We start from the raw sequence: 18,841 nt of genomic DNA on the forward strand, positions 1-18,841 counted from the left end.
CGTTTTCGAATTGGTTAAAAATTGTACTAATACATTCTATATTACCCTTTTATATTAGTATGAACATATACAATTTTGCCGGAACATGAAGTATTTGCTCTGAAATTCATTCTTTAGACCGCCGTATTCCGGCTACATTTTTACTCTAATGGCTGTAACCCGTTTCACGTCAACACCGAAAAAGATAGATACGCAAAAAAGCGATGCGTCCTTAGAGTTAAGGGACACATCGCTCTTATACAATATCTAATTATTATTGTTAGTTAATGGATTAATGCATAGGACCTTGTTGTCCTGGCGTTGATCCTACTTTGACCCGTTTCACGAAGAGTGAAGCAATCAGACCGATAATCGACAGAACTAATGCAAATACAAACGCATTCTGTACACCTGACGTGAAACCTGCCAGTTGATTTTCTGGACTTTCCGGATTCGCCACTCCGCTCAAAAAGCGGGATTGTCCTGCGCTCAGTATACTTACCGCAACAGCCGTACCGATCGCTCCGGATACCTGTTGCAACGTATTCATGATGGCAGTACCGTGAGGATAATACTCACGTGGCAATTGGTTCAGACCATTCGTCTGTGCAGGCATCATAATCATCGAGATTCCGACCATCATGAACACATGCAGCGTAATGATTTTTGCCAGTGTTGTTGTAGGTGTAATTCCAGTGTACATGAAGAGTACAACCGTTACGACAGCCAGACCAATAATCACAAGCCACTTCGGACCGAACTTGTCAAACAGTCGGCCCATGACCGGAGACAGTAAACCATTCAGCAAACTACCCGGCAATAGAACCAGTCCGGCAGTTAACGCTGTAACGGCCATACCTTGTTGCAGATACATTGGCAGGATCAGCATGGATGACAGCATCATCATCATACAGATGAATATCAGGATCAAGCCAATCGTAAACATCGGATATTTGAACGCTCGCAAATCCATCATTGGCTGTTTCATTCTCAACTGACGGATACTGAATAACAGCAAGGACAACACACCAATAACGAGAGTGGCAACAACGACCGGACTCGTCCAGCCTCCGCCAGTTTCCCCATGTCCCCCTGCACTACTGAAGCCGTATACGATACCACCAAAACCAAGGGTAGAAAGGATAATGGACAGTACGTCAATTTTGGGCTTGGTCAATTTCGAAATATTCGGCAAGAACAACAAGCCGCATACCAGTGAGATCAGGAAGAACGGTAAGGAGATCCAGAAGATCCAATGCCAGCTCAGATTAGCCAGAATCAGACCGGAGATACTCGGACCGCTTGCTGGTGCAAACATGATAACCAAACCGATCAATCCCATGGCCGCTCCACGTTTTTCAATCGGGAAAATAACCAATATGGTGTTAAACATCAGTGGCAACAATAGCGCTGTACCTATCGCCTGCAGTACCCGTGCCACTAACAGAATTTCGAAGCTAGGTGCAAGTGCAGCAACAAATGTTCCTGCAATCGAGAAAATCAAAGATGTTGTAAACAGCTGTCTTGTGGTAAACCACTGCAGCAGCATACCGGATACCGGTACCAGGATTCCCAACACAAGCAAGTAACCTGTAGTTAACCATTGAATCGTTGTAGGACCTACTTCCAGTAGAGCCATAAGTGGCGTCAATGCCACGTTTAATGCCGTTTCTCCAAACAGACCTATAAAGCCGCTCAGCAGCATCGCGAACAAAATCGGAAATACCTTGTATTGCTTTGTTTCTTGTTGATTCTGTGCAGAATCAGCCTTCATGGAAACCTCCACGATCCCATCCTCCTCAAACGTATCGAACTTTCTTTTTCTCTGTCTCTTGGTATAAATTATTGAATCTGTTTGGCGTTCTTCGTCACAACCGACAAATACTCAGCAGCCGTCAGCAGAGGCTGTTTATCCTGATTCGTCAGGCTGATAATCAGTGCTCCCTCCATCAAAGAAATGATCAGAAGTGCCGTCTCCCGCGCCTTCTCTTCACCAACGCCATCCAGAATCAGATGTTTCTTAATGACATCTTGCCAATCTGCAAATACACCCTGACATGCAATACGCAACTGCTGACTAATACACGATGTCTCCACAGCTGCCCAGAAGCTGAATGGCAGAAATCCGGTAAACCCGGCTGCTTCTGTTTCATGAGCCAAATCATGAATAAATCTCTGAATGGCATCCCCCGTATTGTCGTGGGCTGCAAATGTTTTCTCAAATGTCTGCAAGATATGTTCATTGGCTTTTTGAATACACTCGTGCGCGAGCTCTTCCTTGCCTTGCGGGAAATAATGATACAACGACCCTTTCGGCGTACTACTCTCTTTGATGATCTGATTCAGACCGGTCGCATGATATCCTTGTGAAAAAAACAGTCTCGCTGCTGTGCTGACAATAGACTCTCTAGCATTAGACTTTTCACTCAACGAAAGCCACTTCCTTCAAATAATTATAACAATCGGTCTATATAATTAAACTCGTTCAGATAAGGACTGTCAATCATTTTATTTCAAATTTTAATGTAAACGCTAACAGTTCAGGAGTGAGAAAATGACCCGAGCGACGGCTCATGGTCAGATCATCATAACAGCCGCTAATTTGGAGACAAAGCTCCAGATTAAGCGGCTGTTTGTTAGCTTGAGTATATTAAGGATTGTATATTAGTAGATATTGGAGTCATCTCCGTCTTAATGTACCTCCTCATGCACAGCTTTAGGAGTTTCACCTGTTCGGTTATTACCTGCCCACACGTCTTGCACGTAGCGTCCTTCGGCCTGAAGCTGAATGAGCCAGTCCTTCGCTTGCTGCATCGTTGCTCCCTGCACCTCCTGATATGCTTGCTGTAAAGTCTCTTCTACCGCAGGAGCCATCTGGCTTCCATCCCCGCATACGTAGAGTTTTCCTTTGTTCATCAGCATGTGTATTAACTGTTCGGAATTCTCCTTCATCAGATGCTGTACATACGTTTTGGGCTTGCCATCCGCACGAGAAAAAGCAGTGTGTAGCTTAACGATCCTTTCCCGTTCGAATTGCTCAAGCTCATGACGATATATGAAATCTGATTCATTCCTGCACCCAAAGAATAAATGCGCCTCACTCAGTGGCAAACCTTTCTGTTTCATGACCGCTCTCGCCTGGAGGAAACCTCTGAATGGTGCAACACCCGTCCCCGGTCCCACCATGATCATGGGTACGTCAGCCTCTTTCGGCAAATAAAATTCGGATTCAGGTGTACGTACAAACATCAGAATATCTTCTTCGGATTGACAACCGGCGAGGTACGATGAAGCAACTCCCTGGTATTCCCCTTTGCCACTCCATGCAGGCTCTCTTACTACCGATACAGTTATGCTCGCTTGCTCGGAATTCAGGCTTGGCGAGCTGGATATTGAATAATATCTGGGCTTAAGCGGAGGCAATAGTTCAAGCAGCCTTTCGAAAGGCAACTCACACGCCTCATACCTTTCTAGCAGGTCCAACATGGTGATTCGATTGGCAAGAATATAATCCCTGTAGCTGTTTTCATCCAACATGCCTTCCAGTTCCCGCTTATGAGGTGGACATATCGTATGATTAGCTAACTCCTGCAACTGTGTTCTGGAGACTGGTGTCTGCAATTCCACACAATAAGCGAGCAACTCATGAATCTTGACGGGTCTGTTCAGTGGTAGGTGTGTAAGATGGCTGACGTCCGAAGTTAATTGGATCGGAGTATCCCCACGTAGTCCGAACCGACTGAGTATCCGATCCACATTCTGCTTCTGATTGCTAGGCAACACGCCGAGATGGTCGCCTTCTCTATAATTCATGCCTTCAGGCAGTAACACTTCGATGTGACGTGTGCTTCTTCCACTTCCCAGCGCCTGAAGCTCTTTATTAACTACAACCGTGGCATAGCTGGCATCATAAGTTCGTGCAAGAGGCATATCCGTTTTCTCGCGGACAAACTCCATTTGAAGTCTACTGGCGCTTGGCTTGGAGGATTTGATTGTTTCCTCGCTAATCCCCAAGACACTCAACACCTGTGGCCACACCATATGCTGCCACGCCTCGACTTGTTTCTCCATATCACCTCCGGCATCGGCTTCACCGCGGGATAACAGTCTTTTACCTCCCAATTCTTCAAGCTTCTCATCTATCAATCGAGGAATGCTCTGGTACGTCCCGGACCAACTCCGATCTCCACAGCCCAGAACGGCATAGTTTACATCCCGTGCTTCCTCTGACTCTGTTCCCTTTAACCAGTCTACAAATGCCGTAGCATTTTGCGGAGGTTTACCGTTATACGAAGCTGTGACGATGAGAACGACACCCTGACGGGGTAAGCGGCCCATCCACTCATTGAGAGCGGCTGCTTCACTTGGGATTCCATACGACCTCCCTTTCTCCGCAAGCTCTCGGGCAATGCCTTCTGCCGTTCCCAGATTGGAACCATATAACACTAGGAGCGAAGGCTTAGCATCTGCTTCAACGGCCAGGATTTCTCCCCTCTGGCTGTCACTTGCTATATTTTTATGAACAACAGGAGCAGGTTTCTCTTTCGCAGATACGGTCGACTTATTCCTTGTTTGCGAAGCCGCGCGCGCTTTCACCTGGATCCGGAAGTCTCCCAGCTTCAATGTCAGTGTCTGTTTAACATCTAACTCATAGTTGCTATAATCGATCAGCTCAAAATGTTTGAGGACCATGCCAAGCACAAGTGTTGCTTCATATAAAGCAAACTGCATGCCTATACACGCTCTCTCCCCATTACCAAAAGGTTTATACGCATGATGAGGCACTTTAGTCGTATCTTCAAATCGCTCCGGACGGAAAAGCTCCGCATCCTCTCCCCAGGCCTCTCTGTCACGGTGAAGCTGAGGCAGGAGAATACTGCAGCTTTCCCCTTTCTTTAAGGGATATTTTCCACCTATGATGGTGTCTTCTTTGGCATATACGTCAAATCCCGGGGCTGTTGGCCAGAGACGTAGCGACTCACTAAGAATCATGCGAATATAAGAAAGCTGAAGAATTTCCTCGTACTGTGGTGAGTCACTAACCAATATCTGATCCACCTCGTCATACGCCTTTTGAAGCGAATTCGGATTTTTCAGTAGAAAGTAAAGAGCAAAAGATAATAAACCACTCGTGGTTTCATGTCCGGCAATGAGAAACGTAATAATCTGATACCGGATGTTCTCATCATCCAGCATTTCTCCAGTCTCCGGATCTTTGCCATTCAGCATACGTGCGAGCAAGTCGACCTCTTCGGGTGCTGAACTCGCTTTACGTTCCTCTATAATTTGATCTACCAGAGAGAACATTGTCTGAATATCCTCCTGGAACTGTCGTTTGGTTTTCACCATAAGCAGATTCTGAATTTTCAAACGTGAACTCTTCTGCATCGCTTCATTTAATGCCCTAACCATGCTTTCAATAAAAGGACTGTGGTCCTGTCTGTAAAAACTGTTAAACCGATAATTGAATCCACATAGTCCAATGGTATCCAACGTAAGGCGTGTCATATCATCCGCAACATCAATTGTATCGTTGGAATTGAGGCGTGCCCACTTGTTGATCAACTGTTCGGCAATATCAACCATCATGGGATGATAACCTTTCATGGCCTGTTTGCTGAAGGTGGGAAGCAGAATGTTATGGGCCTTTTTCCAATTGGGCTCCGATGTTCTGCTTGTAAATAAACCATCGCCTCCAAAGGCACGTACATTTTCGAGTTCATTGTATACATATTTGTCAAAACGGGACACATCGCACAACTCAGCGACAAGATCTGGCCCAGATACGATTAAACCGGAATAACCGGGAACGGTAAGTCGATATATTGGTCCATGCTGTTCAGCCAGAACGCCTAGCGACAACGTGGGTTTATCTTTATCAATTAAGGGCAGATTGCCAAGTGGTCCATACATTTTGGGTTGTGGAATGGAAGTTGCATCACTCATGATGATCACCTCTTAACTGTACGCCGTGGAGCAAGGTATTCGTTAGCCATATGATGGCTGTTCTGCTTTCATTCATAAGTGATCTCTCCTTTGATGATTTTATAAATGATAGATAATTGTATCATTTGATAATACAATAAACCAATTTTAAATTAATATCAAATTTTCTTCCGGCTGTATTACTTTCATTTGAATTGTTCAACGTTTAGGTTGAATAACAACAAATAGAGGATTGCATATGCAATCCCCTACTGTATGAACCAATGACGCTATGATTCTATGACGCTTATTAATTTAATCTAACGATGACTTGGCTCATCCCACTTCTCGAAATTCAATTCATTATTAATGCTTACAGCAGACAATGCCCCCAGAGACGCAGCCGTGATTGCCTGATACATCTCGGATGCTGCATCACCAGCACTGTATACACCCGCTACAGATGTTTTGCCGGAAACATCAACGATAACCGTCCCCGACTCTGTAATTTCACAACCGATGGCCTTTGGCAGTTCTGATCCGGTAAACAGTTTCGGTTGGAAGAAAACTCCTGTGCATGGAATCTCTGTACCGTCATTTAGAACAACTTGCTGTACCATCCCTTCTTCAGAGTTAATGGATTGAATCGGTGCATCGAATACAGTAACATTATGCCGCTTCAGCTCTTCACGCTGCTCATCAGTTAAAGAATCTGATCCATTCGTACAGATCGTATAACGTTCTGTCCAGCCGGATATGACTTTTGCCATATGTAATGCCTTATCTCCACTAACGATGATGACCAGCGGCTGGTCTCTTAACTCCCATCCATCACAATATGGACACACAAACGCACTTTTACCGTAAACCTCTGTTAATCCGTTAATATCTAGAGGCAGATCTTTCTTACCTACCGCAAACAAAATCTTTTTCGTGCGATAACTTGCCCCCTGAGTAGTCTTAACTTCAAAATCACCATCGCTACCTGTTATCGCTGTTGCCGTATCGGATGCAAATTGAACTGAGGGATACGCTGCAATCTGTTCTTTGGCAGCTTTCCGAAATTCACGTGGACTTGCCCCATCTCTTGTCACAAACCCATGAGTCTCCCTTGTAACCCAGTTACGCGGTGTCTCATCATCAATGACCACAACGTTCTTGCGGGCCCTGCCAAGTACTAGGGCTGCATTAAGCCCCGCTGGTCCTCCACCAATAATAAGTACATCCAAGAGTTGATTCATATTACTCATACTATACACCCTTTCCAGACATTCAATATCCCTAATCAAGATTTAAAAATAACCTCCGCTCTCTCTTAAGAAAGTAATATCGGAGATTTACAAGAACACATTCAAACAAGACTATTAAAGATATCTTATATCTACAATAAACAAAACCTAAGCATTTTGCAACATATATCTTTAACTACTTTCTTCAATCCAGCCTGTGTGAGTTGAATAAAAGATTATTTACACTTACACTACAATGACAGAACAAACTTTAAATCACTGTTATACCCGGATTTTTCGATTCTCTCCTGTAACACAGAAATAATTATTTAACAATTAAAAACAACCTTGTTTTTAAATTGTTCACAATCAAATGACATTATTTTAAATACTAAAACGTTAATTAAATCACATAGTGTATTGAATGGTATAATAGCGACATAATATATAAGTATAGATATAGGAAGTGAGTTCTTGAAAACATTGAATAATGGTTCACAGACCAATATCAGCCTGGAGTATAGCTCGATTCCGAAAGTATTCTTCGATACGATCAAAATCGGAATCATCAAGTCCAACCTGATCGCCATGTTTGCGGGTTTAAGTTTGGCTTTATATGTATTTGATGCTTCAATCTTAGCTAATATTGTACCAATCATCCTTTCCTTCATTGGCTCTTCTCTCATTATTGGAGCTGCAGGGGTGTTTAACAATCTGTATGATCGTGATATTGATGCGATTATGGAACGTACGAAGAAACGTCCTACCGTTACGGGACTCGTAGATACCAAGTCGGGTCTAATTCTCGGTATTGCAATCACCATCATCGGGGGCATTATGTTGTACATCGCTTCCCCATCCGCTGCTGTATTTGGTATTTTGGGTCTGTTGCTATACGTGTTCCCTTACACGATGTGGACCAAACGTACAACGATCTACAACACAGAAGTGGGAAGTCTTTCGGGTGCTGTGCCTCCACTCATCGGTTGGGCAGCCATTTCACCGGAACTGGGTCATTTCGAGATCTGGGCATTGGTCGTTACGATGCTCTTATGGCAAATGCCTCACTTCTACGGGATTGCGATTCGTCGTTTTGACGAATACAAAGCTGCTGGCGTTCCCATGCTACCCGTTGTTAAAGGCATCAGACGGACATACATTCAGACAAATGTGTATCTGGTACTGTTACTGATCTCCAGCTTTTTATTCTGGCCGATGAGTCCATTTGTCGCTATTGTGGCATTTCTGGTTAGCTTGGCCTGGCTCATTCTTAGTGTGGCTACCTTTGATAAGAAAGAAACAGAGAAATGGTCCAAACGGATGTTTATCTTCTCCATTAACCATATCACTATTATCTTCCTGGTCATCATTGCGTATTCCTTGATTGCTCAGATGATGAGATAAAAATATTCCATCTTCCCACTCGTTATAACGATAAAAAGCCTTACAGACTGTCCTCTTTCAAGGAGTCGTCTGTAAGGCTTTTTTGTTTTTTTATTATCTTTTCTAAATTTTTTAAGCTATCCAACTTTGGCGGGGGTTTGTTCCCCTTGCCACAGCAGCTGCATCTCTTCATTGGTGGCAAGCAATTCGGCCAAACTTCCCTCGGCTTCAATGCGTCCATCTTTCATCACGATAATGTGATCTGCTTTGGAAAGTGCTGCCCTGCGGTGAGAAACTGCAATGCAGGTGACATCCGGCTCTTGGAACAGCCCTTCCCATACTTGTTGTTCTGTCTCCACATCCAGTGCACTGGACAGGTCATCAAAGATAAACAGGTCCGCCTCCGTCATTAACATGCGTCCTGTGGCCGCGCGCTGAATCTGCCCGCCTGACAGCATCACCCCTCTGGGACCAACCGGGGTCTCAAGCCCCTGATCCAAATGTTTGATATCCTTCTCCATCACAGCCAGACGAATGGCTTTTTCAAGGGCTTGCTCGGTGTTACCCTGTTTGCCCTGGACGATATTTTCTTTCAACGTATCACTGAACAATCTTGGCACTTGAGGGGTATACGCGGCTCTAGGCGGCATCAGGAATGTGGCTGGATCAACAGCCGCTCCATTCCAGTGAATGTCCCCTTTTTGTTTGGGTAACAGTCCAAGAAGTGTTCGTACAAGCGTTGATTTACCTGATCCGATCCGTCCTGTAATCACAAGAAATTGTCCGCGTTTCAGACGAAAACTGATCTCTTCTATGCCATTTTCAGAATTCGGATATTGATAAGTCAGCTTATTCACCTCAAGAGATTGCAACTTCTCCTTAGGGTCCCTCTGTTCACTTACAAGCTCCGGCGGATCTTCATACAGATAAATTTCCCTCGAATCCATGATCTGATCTTCTTCCCCTGGGCGAAATAGCTTACGCATACGATCATAGGATACCTTGAGCCTTTTGTGCTGAAACACCATATAACCAAACAGTGAAATGCTAAATCCGATATTGGCCAGATAACTGGTGAATAAGGCAAAATCACCTACGGTAAAGTTCCCTGCTTTCATCTCAGCTGCACACATCAGTAGAATCAATCCGGTACAGATACTTAGAACATGCTGATTCATCGATCTCATCCACTGCTTGAACAGATTGTCTCGAAGTGCAGCCTGGCGACGATCTTCATTCAACTGGTTAAAACGTGAAGCGACGTTCTCTTCCGCCTGACCCAGTTTCAAGGCTTGCACTGCTCCAAACGTTTCCGCAATAAAACTGGTAATTCGCCCAGTCGCTTCACGATTAACCTGTGCATACTTCCGAGCCCGATTTCCGGACAGGTTGTTAAGTAAGGTAACGACCACCAACGGTAGCACGGCAACCAATGTGATCTGCCAATTAATGTTCGCCATAATGACGATAGACACAACAGCAAATACAAGACGTCCCCAGAAGTCTACCCATGATTCCACATACTCGACGACTTCATCCACATCATCCCGAAAGCGACTCATCGCTTCCCCTGGTGAAGCCGGAAGATTACGTCCCGGCCAGCGCATGATCGCTGCGAGCATGTTGGTTCGCAAAATCGCCTGAACATGATACAGATACGTAACCCATGCATAGAAGGCTACAAAAAATGTGCCCACTCTTGCCATTCGGACCAAAGCAATAAAGATAAGCGGCACAGAAAGCCACATATAGTCATTGGAACCCGCTGTCGTCCGATCAAAAAACCACTGCATCCCGATCCCGATAGCTAACGGCAAGGAATGAAATATACACCATAACAATCCGTTGATTACAAATAACAAAGGTCTAAATCGAAACAAACGGCCTATAAATCCTGCTACAGTCATGCCAATTCCTCCTCTCGGCCTGTAATGAGCAGTCTGGCATAGTGAGATGCCGGGTTACTGGCAAGTTCTTCCCTCGCTCCAAATTCCAGTACCCGCCCATCACCTAGCACCATAATCCGGTCCACTTTCTCCAGTGTAGCCAGTCGGTGAGCAATGATGACTCCGGTGGATCGTTTCATTAACTGGTCAATTGCAGATTGCAACATACCTTCGGTCGCAGCATCCAGACGTGACGAAGGTTCATCCAGAATAACCAGACTCGGTTCGGTCAGGAATACGCGGGTTAGGGCAAATAACTGCGCTTCCCCTGCCGACAATGAAGCACCACCTGCAGCCAGATACGTATTAAGTCCTTCTGGTTGTGAATTAATCCATTGGCTAAGTCCAAGACGATCCGTCGTCTCCTTGATCATCTGATCCGATACATCTCCATTGAACAGGGTCAGGTTATCACGCAGCGTGCCATCAAACAACTGCACATCCTGTGTCACCATTCCCACCCTGCGATAGAGCGCTTGTAATGAAAGCTTTGTGATATCCGTTCCACCCACACGGATCGTACCCCGATCCAGATTGTACAGCCGGAGAAGAACACGACTAAGACTCGATTTACCGCTACCTGTGCGACCGATGATTCCCAGACGTTCTCCAGGTTTAATGGCAAAAGTAATGTCCTGCAATACCGGTTTATCCTGGTTATAACTGAAGTGCACCTGACTGAATTCCAGACCAAGAGGTCCTTCCGGCAATTGCTCCTCTGTACCCTCTTCAATCACACTATGCATGGACAACAGCTCTCTGGAGCGCAGCATGCCTGATTTTGCTTTTTGGAACTCCTGCACCTGATCTCCAAGCATCTCAATCGGATCATTCAGCATCTGCGTATATTGGTAGATCAGAAATAATGTTCCGATACTAATTAGACCTTCCATATAATAATGCACACCCAGCAAAAGCACCGCAGTGACCGCCAGTGCGAACAGAACTACTGTGGTATTCCACGGAATAACCCGTAGCAGCCAGGCTTTTCTCCCCTTACGGAATACCGTGCGCATCGTGCGGTAAAAGCGGTTCATCACATAAGGCACATGACCATTTGCTTGCACATCTTCAATCCCGGCAATGCGTTCTTCAATTAATCCGAACAGAGAGGCACTTGCCGCACGTTCATTTTTGGAAGAGTCCACGCCTAGATTTCGGATAAAGACCATGAAAAGGATCGATAATAATGTGAACACGGTCATCACCAAAGCAATGGGCACATTAACACTGAACATGAATCCGAGAATTCCGGCCAGCAGTACAAAACTCCCGATCACTTGCACAATGAACATCGCGAAAAAATTGGAGATACTCGTTACGTCACCATCTACACGTTCAATCATCTCTCCAGGTGTTTTCACATTATGAAAACGCATATCAAGACGCAGGCAGTGCTTCAGCAGATCTCCGCGCAGTTGATTCGTGGCCCGCCAGGCCACGTCGTTCCCCAAATAACTGACCGCTACCGTGATGAGTTGATTAAACACGGCAACAACCAGAAATATTCCTGCGAGCTGAACAAGATTGGCGAGGACTCCCCCACTTGCTGCTGTATCGATAAATCGTTTAATAATCTGTGGATTCAAAAGCTGAAGCCCCGTTGATGTGAGCAACATGATTAAAAGTAAGGCCAGCCGTCCTTTAACGGGTTTCAGATAACGCAGCAGCCATGACATGGAGCGTTTCTCTGTTTTGGGCACAGGTCCCACCTCTTTATCGGTTTATTTATTTAAAATGAACTAAAGAACATTACATTGTAACTACGATGACAGAATAACCTTTCGATCGCTGTTACTCCCACTAGGATGAGTCATACATAATGACATTAAAATCGGGATTTCCCGCCCATAATTGATATGTAGAACATATGTTGACCATTGTACATTCTCCTTTTTAACAAGTTAGTGTTTTATAAAATAACGCTCCAAACGCTCCTTTCCATGTGAACAAATTGGGTGGAATGCATGCAAAAAAGCCATAGATGAACTAATGTTCATCTACAGCTTGTAGCCAAAAGAGATCGAATGAAATGCAAAGCATTTCAACTATCTCCTCTGCATCGCAATAATGATGAGCGTCCACGACAGAGGTGCACAAACATGACTGTCCCAACGCGATCATTGCAAAAAAATCGGATTAATGTCACTATGCTCATGCGTATTCAGTTATCGATTCGAAATCTGTATAGGCATAAACATAATCATCATCCCACCCGTTTCACATATTTGTTGTTTATTGTATTCGCTGGACTAACATCCGTCAAGATAATTTTAACTGAATTGTTATTTAATTCATGCCATTAAACTTTTCAATTCTCGCTACATACTTAATGATGTAGGCTCTGTTTGCTTTTCTCTAACAACAAGACGTCTGTGTGCTATCAGAAGAAAAGGTACTCCCAGGGCAGTCGTCAGTGCAATCGGTAGAAAGACAGCGAGTCCATTCTCCGCTCCAAATTGACTTAACAGCAACCCTCCCATGACAGGAGCAATGACACTACCGATATTATTGAAGCCAATGGTTCCGAAATACGTTCCCTTCCATTCCGGCTTTGCAATACGGTCGATGAGCATATCCATCATCGTGAACAACAGCACTTCCCCAATGGTAAATAGTATGACACTCATCATCATCATGAGTACACCTTCAGCGATTCCAACCATCATCAGACTGGTTGCAACCAGCAGGTTACCCGCAATCAGCGGAACAAGCGGTGGGAAGTTTCGGAAGGTTCTCACAAGAGGATACTGAATAATCAGTACCGTCACGGCATTCAGGGACAGCATGTACGTGAACATCTGACTTCCATTCTCAAAGATCGGGCTCCTCGCCAAGTACTGTGCCAACGTAGAACTAAAGTGGCCGTAACCCAGCACACAAAATGTGGTACCGATCAATACCGGCAGAAATACCCGGTCGCGACCGGTGGTCATAAGTGCTTCACGCAAACGTGGTGCGGTCGCCTGATGACGCTCTGGCAGATTGGCATGCTGTAGCTTGAATTGCAGAAATAATACAAGTCCATAGGCTATGTATACCAAGCCGGAAATCACAAACGGAAACGTCGATTCAGATGATCCCAGCTGAAATCCGATAATTGGCCCAAAGACCACACCGAGATTAATTGCAGCATATCTGAGGTTGAACACCAGCAATTTGTTCTCCGGAGAAGTAATATCCGATAACAGCGCTCTGGAGGTGGGCTCAAATACTGCGCGGCATAATCCGTTTAACGTATTGGCAACAAAGAACACCCATAGATGCTCAGCTGCTGAAAAAATAAAAAACACACCTGCCCAGCTAAATACCGAGATTAACATCACGATTTTGCGCCCGATTCGGTCCGAAATATAACCTCCATAAAAGCTGACCATAACACCTGCCAGCGAGCTAACGGCCACAGTAATACCGGTCTGGGTCGGTGTAGCATCTAGCACACGAGTCAGATAGATGGATAGAAACGGGATGCTCATTGACGTCACAAGACGTCCAAACATGGTTCCGATAATGATCGTCCATGCCAGGGGGTGAATTTGTCTTAAATATTGCTTCATGCGAACTTCTCCTATTCTTTCTAGATGCTTCAAAAGCGGACTTTTTGAACAACCTCTACTAATCCGTGTTCAAAAAGTTCGGTTTTCAGTACCGAGAAGTTGGGATTAAGCTAGAAATGGAGTAGCGGAGCGTAGGGAAAACTACGTGAGCAACGGACATTTCGGCTGAATTCCATATTCGATGCTGATGATGCCTTTAGGCATCTTTCGTAATCAAAAGCGGACTTTTTGAACTACCTCTACTAATGTATAATTGTAAGGATAAAAGGGGGAAAGAAAAGTGTAAACATATGATCACACTTTTCACCTTTAATAGAGGAGTCATGACCATGGATACCCTGCATACACACTTTATAAGGCTCGCCGGGGCCGAACAACTTTCATTCAAGCTCCATGAACCTGTAGCGGTAACGATTGATAGCCTGTCCGCTGCCTTGTGCTGCACCCCTCGCAATGTGAAATTCATTCTCAGAAAATTGGAGGAACAAGGCTTTATCCATTGGCAGCCTGGGCGTGGTCGTGGACATCATTCGGAGTTAACGATGCTGCGTAGCATGAATGAAGCGTTGGAAGCGAGTTTTACCGAACTTCTGGCTAAAGGCAAAATGAAAGATGCTATTGAACTCATCGGAACCGTTCAGATGGATGATACATTGCGAGAACAGCTCATGCTCTCCCTTCATCAACAGATGGGATTTCACGGCCACGATGAAACTGCCTCTGGTCAGGATATCCTGCGCATCATGAGGTCACGCCAGTTAGGTGGTTTGGACCCAGCCTTTGTTTATACTGCATTTGAAACCTACCTATTAAGCCAGGTCTGTAATACATTGATCACTTATGATGCCAAGACGGAATCATTCCTGCCAGCATTGGCGCACATGTGGGAGTGTAGCGAGGACCATCGCTTATGGACCTTCTATCTTCGCAAAGGTGTACGTTTCCACAACGGACGTATCATGACGTCCAGGGATGTGCAAGCGACATTGCAACGATTGATTGATATGCATAGTCCGTCCATCTGGTTGTATCGGGATATTGAACGAGCAGAAGTAGCTGGTGATTACTGCATCAAGTTTGTTCTACATCGTCCTAATCGGTTTTTCTTGCATCTGTTCAGTTGTATTCGGATGACAATCCTGCCCTACGATTACAATGTAGCCAATACATTGGTAGGTACCGGTCCTTTTCAGATCTCTGAGCTGAATGAAGATGTGCTGGAGCTTACCGCTTTTGATGCGTACTACGGCATCCGGCCACATCTGGATCAAGTCCATTTCTGGTTTGTGCCTGACCTGAGTCCGAATGATCGCTATTATGAGCTACCGGGTACAGATCGATTAAGTCTGGCAACAGGCTGTGATCAGACGAACAGTATCAATTATCCGGCGCTGGGTTGTCAGTATATGCTGTTCAATTTTCACAAGGAAGGCATCCATCATCATCCCCTATTTCGACAAGCCCTGCGTATCGTCTATGATTCGGTCGCGCTTGTCCGAGATCTCGGTGGGAATCGGATCACACCGGCCAGCAGCTTTCTGCCCTGGAGAAGTGCAGCCCAAGACTGGACCGCTGCCTCTCTTGAGCATGCTCGTGAATTGTTGCGTAATTGTGGGTACCAGGGTGAGAAGATAACATTATCGTATAAGTATAATAAAGATGCAGACGTTGCGGAGTGGTTTCAATGTCGTGCAGCGTCCATCGGTCTGAACATCAGCATGCAAGCCGTTGTGGATTATTTCAACTCAGAGGAAACCACGAACGCACAATTGATCCTCGCTGAAGAGATACTGGAGGAAGATTGGCAGTACGGCATGATTCATTTTTTCAAAAACCTGTCCAACCATTTTCATATGTGTATGTCTCCTGCATTCCAGTCTCTACTGGATGACAAACTCGATCATTTCGCAAAGCTTCATCGGGCAGACCGTACTGCGCTCCTGGATGAAGCTGAAGCATTGCTACGTGATCATTGTTGGATCTTGCATGGCTGTCACATGAACAAGCAGGCTGAACTGGATCAGAGCATCTTCGGCATGCAGATAGCAGAATTCGGTTATCTGGACATCTCCAAATTGTGGATCAAAAATCCTTAGAGATTTGTGCATAAAAAAGCTGCTAGCCTATTTATGATAAGCAAGCAGCTTTTTACTCATGAATCCATTTGTAGCGCGTTCAGAGATTATTTTTGATGTAATAGGTCTCCAATGCTTGCATAATGGACTCGATTTTTATCGGTTTGCTGACATACGCATCCATGCCTGCCTTCAAGCAGTTTTCCATGTCTCCTCTTACGGCATTTGCAGTTACCGCAATAATGAATGGACAACTCTCGGGGTGCAAAGCATTTTTTATCGCTTTTGTCGCTTCGAATCCATTAAGCCTTGGCATATGCACATCCATGAAGACAATATCATATGAAGTGTGTTTGACCGCCTCGACTCCCTCAACACCGTCGGCCACATGATCCACGAAGTGCCCTTTTTTCTCAACGATTCTGCTAAGGACGAGTTGATTCACCTCATTGTCTTCTGCAATTAAAATCCGTAAGGCTGATGTTCTGCTCTTCTTCTGCTGTTGATCCAACCTGTTGCTCTCTTCACCGTTATTTAATTTAAATTGGGCGGTAAATATAAAGATTGTACCCGGTTCATCCGATTCCTCGATCCAGATCTCACCCTGCATAAGCTCCACCAGTTTCTTGCTAATGGCAAGGCCGAGACCGGTACCTTGAGGTTTGCGGGTCATAAAATTCTCCAGTTGGTAGAAAGGTTCAAATAATTGTTGTTTCCTCTCAGCCGGAATGCCAATGCCCGAATCTTTTACCTGAAAATAAAGCTGCACGTTATTGCCGCATTGCTCCTTAACTCCCACTTTAACTTCCACGCCGCCTTCTGAAGTGAATTTGACCGCGTTACCGATGATATTGGTAAGTACCTGTTTAAGACGATAAGCATCACCATACACCGGAGTTGGAATAGCATCTTCTACGCACATACGAACATCCAGCTTCTTTTCACGAGCCAGTGGTTTTACGATTTGCACCGTCTCGGTTACGATTTCTACGAGATCAAAAGGATCTTCTACCAGATCGGTTTTGCCTGACTCGATTTTGGAAAAATCAAGAATATCATTAATGATGGCCAACAAGGAATCTCCACTCTTCTGGATGATTTCAATATATTCCTTTTGTTCCCCGCTAAGTCCAGGAGTATCCAAGAGCAAATCCGTCATCCCAATTACACCGTTCATAGGTGTGCGGATTTCATGACTCATCATCGCCAAAAATTCACTTTTGGCCTTATTCATTCTCTCCGCTGTCTCTTTGGCTACAAGCAGTTTTTTCTGCTCCGTAATATCCTTCGCAATCAGGTAAAACCCGACATTGGATTTATTAATAATGATTGGAGCAAGCGTAGCCAAGACTTCTGTCTCAGATCCATCCGTGTGCCGAACAGCGTTGATCTCCTTTTCAGCCATCTCATAATTACTGCCCAGAATCAGACCCAGATTACTGGCTCCGATAAATCTGCTAATGCTTGTGTCGATCATTTCAGCCACGGGACAACCCGTCATTTTCACCGCTACTGGATTTGCATTCATAATGTTACCATCCATGTTAAACGAGATAATGGCGTCATGATTGTATTTCTTAAGCGAAGTGTATCGCTCCACAGATTCCTGCAATTTAAATTCGATGCGCTTGCGTTCAGTAATATCCTGTATTGTTCCGTTTAGCTGGACTGGCTGACGATTCTCATCGAGCGTAATCAATCCGCGCAAGTGAAGATACTTCTCATTTCCATCAGAGCTGATGTGTTTGTATTCAAAATCGAGCGGTTCACCCTGTTTAACCCCTGTAATATGTTTTTGTAAGGAGGCTAAATCTTCGGAATCCATAACATCAAAAACATCACTTACTCGATATGGTTTGCAGGTGCGTTCGAGTTCAAAAATCTCAAAGATCTGATCTGAAAATGTAATGTGGTCTTTGACCATATCCCATTCCCAACTACCAATTAAGGCAATACGCTCAGCCTCAGCACTGATATCCTTTTGTTTTTTTCGCTCTGATACATCTCGTCCAATCGAAAGTATCTGCTGTCCATGCTCAGCATCACCAAAGACTTTGTATGTGGTTTCAAACCAAAGGTAATCCCCCTCTTTATGGCGGACCCTGATATTCAACAGATTACCTTTCGTCAAGTCCATCTGTGAGATCCGTTCCAGATCTTGTGGGTGGAAGTATGCGTTATTATTTTGACCAATTACTTCTTCTGGCGAATAACCCAGTAAACCTTGAACTGAGGGTGAGCAGAATCGACAAACACCCTCCTGATCGGCAATATAGATGATCTCCTGAGCATGATCCGTAATAAGTTTGAACATCTCTTCAGTATGCAGAAGCTTTTGTTCAGACATTTTACGGTCAGTAATATCAACAATGTGGCAAATAAAGTAAAGAGGTTCATCCGTAATTTCGCTTCGAACCAAGGAAACATGTAATGACGTCCATAAGATGTCACCATTTTTATTGATGTAACGCTTTTCGTATTGATTTTCTTTTGAGTTCCCTTCAAGTAGCTCGTAACTACAGATCACATCTTGTGGTGAATCCTCCGGATGCGTAATATCCTGGTAACTTAGATCCATTAATTCATCACTTGTATAACCTAGCATGCAGCAAAAAGCAGGGTTCACTTTCATCCATTGTCCTGTTGGAGCAACGAGTGCAATTCCAATAGGCGCTTGATTATAGATCTGCTCGAACAATTCATGATGATCGACCTTTTGAACCTGCATTGTAAGCTCTCCTTTTGGT

General features: G+C 44.7%; 10 protein-coding genes. 2 read left to right on the top strand and 8 right to left on the bottom strand.

Annotated elements, in window-relative coordinates; genetic code table 11:
* Positions 1-271: 271 nt before the first annotated feature.
* From ACDJ59_RS12305 to ACDJ59_RS12320, 4 genes are all read right to left on the bottom strand, one after another.
* On the bottom strand, positions 272-1,753 hold the full coding sequence (locus ACDJ59_RS12305; RefSeq protein WP_413409791.1) for a DHA2 family efflux MFS transporter permease subunit: 1,482 nt from the start codon (positions 1,751-1,753) through the stop codon (positions 272-274).
* Between the two features lie 68 nt (positions 1,754-1,821).
* Positions 1,822-2,409: a TetR/AcrR family transcriptional regulator gene (locus tag ACDJ59_RS12310; protein WP_047842796.1), complete on the bottom strand. Its 588-nt coding sequence runs from the start codon at positions 2,407-2,409 to the stop codon at positions 1,822-1,824.
* Positions 2,410-2,670: 261 nt separating this feature from the next.
* Positions 2,671-5,925: a bifunctional cytochrome P450/NADPH--P450 reductase gene (locus tag ACDJ59_RS12315; protein WP_413409154.1), complete on the bottom strand. Its 3,255-nt coding sequence runs from the start codon at positions 5,923-5,925 to the stop codon at positions 2,671-2,673.
* A 299-nt stretch (positions 5,926-6,224) separates the two neighbouring features.
* Positions 6,225-7,145: an NAD(P)/FAD-dependent oxidoreductase gene (locus ACDJ59_RS12320; RefSeq protein WP_413409155.1), complete on the bottom strand. Its 921-nt coding sequence runs from the start codon at positions 7,143-7,145 to the stop codon at positions 6,225-6,227.
* 462 nt (positions 7,146-7,607) lie between these two features.
* Between ACDJ59_RS12320 and cyoE the strand changes: the two genes are divergently transcribed.
* Positions 7,608-8,537, top strand: a complete 930-nt coding sequence (cyoE, locus tag ACDJ59_RS12325) for a heme o synthase (RefSeq protein ID WP_413409157.1) — start codon at positions 7,608-7,610, stop codon at positions 8,535-8,537.
* Between the two features lie 116 nt (positions 8,538-8,653).
* Here cyoE and ACDJ59_RS12330 read toward each other — a convergent pair whose 3' ends face one another.
* The 3 genes from ACDJ59_RS12330 to ACDJ59_RS12340 all read right to left on the bottom strand — a co-directional run bounded on the left by ACDJ59_RS12330 (position 8,654) and on the right by ACDJ59_RS12340 (position 14,019).
* Positions 8,654-10,423, bottom strand: coding sequence for an ABC transporter ATP-binding protein (locus ACDJ59_RS12330; RefSeq protein ID WP_413409158.1), 1,770 nt, complete (start codon positions 10,421-10,423; stop codon positions 8,654-8,656).
* Positions 10,420-12,165, bottom strand: a complete 1,746-nt coding sequence (locus ACDJ59_RS12335; protein ID WP_413409160.1) for an ABC transporter ATP-binding protein — start codon at positions 12,163-12,165, stop codon at positions 10,420-10,422. The genes ACDJ59_RS12330 and ACDJ59_RS12335 overlap by 4 nt, the downstream gene beginning before the upstream one ends.
* Positions 12,166-12,783: 618 nt before the next feature.
* Positions 12,784-14,019, bottom strand: a complete 1,236-nt coding sequence (locus ACDJ59_RS12340) for an MDR family MFS transporter (RefSeq protein ID WP_413409162.1) — start codon at positions 14,017-14,019, stop codon at positions 12,784-12,786.
* 329 nt (positions 14,020-14,348) lie between these two features.
* On the opposite strand from ACDJ59_RS12340, the gene ACDJ59_RS12345 reads away from it, so the two are divergent.
* Positions 14,349-16,115 carry an ABC transporter substrate-binding protein gene (locus ACDJ59_RS12345; protein ID WP_413409163.1) on the top strand — a complete coding sequence of 589 codons (1,767 nt, stop codon included), beginning with the start codon at positions 14,349-14,351 and terminating at the stop codon, positions 16,113-16,115.
* Positions 16,116-16,194: 79 nt separating this feature from the next.
* Here the strand turns inward: ACDJ59_RS12345 and ACDJ59_RS12350 are convergent, their stop codons facing one another.
* On the bottom strand, positions 16,195-18,822 hold the full coding sequence (locus ACDJ59_RS12350; protein WP_413409164.1) for a PAS domain S-box protein: 2,628 nt from the start codon (positions 18,820-18,822) through the stop codon (positions 16,195-16,197).
* Positions 18,823-18,841 lie beyond the last annotated feature (19 nt).

The organism is Paenibacillus amylolyticus, assembly GCF_047302515.1.
In the GTDB taxonomy this organism is placed as follows: Bacteria; Bacillota; Bacilli; order Paenibacillales; family Paenibacillaceae; genus Paenibacillus; species Paenibacillus amylolyticus_G.

Bases quoted from the DNA above. Each gene is read 5' to 3' on its own strand.
- ACDJ59_RS12305 (WP_413409791.1), bottom strand. From the start codon at position 1,753: ATGAAGGCTGATTCTGCACAGAATCAACAAGAAACAAAGCAATACAAG.
- ACDJ59_RS12315 (WP_413409154.1), bottom strand. From the start codon at position 5,925: ATGAGTGATGCAACTTCCATTCCACAACCCAAAATGTATGGACCACTT.
- ACDJ59_RS12320 (WP_413409155.1), bottom strand. From the start codon at position 7,145: ATGAATCAACTCTTGGATGTACTTATTATTGGTGGAGGACCAGCGGGG.
- ACDJ59_RS12330 (WP_413409158.1), bottom strand. From the start codon at position 10,423: ATGACTGTAGCAGGATTTATAGGCCGTTTGTTTCGATTTAGACCTTTG.
- ACDJ59_RS12340 (WP_413409162.1), bottom strand. From the start codon at position 14,019: ATGAAGCAATATTTAAGACAAATTCACCCCCTGGCATGGACGATCATT.
- ACDJ59_RS12345 (WP_413409163.1), top strand. From the start codon at position 14,349: ATGGATACCCTGCATACACACTTTATAAGGCTCGCCGGGGCCGAACAA.
- ACDJ59_RS12350 (WP_413409164.1), bottom strand. From the start codon at position 18,822: ATGCAGGTTCAAAAGGTCGATCATCATGAATTGTTCGAGCAGATCTAT.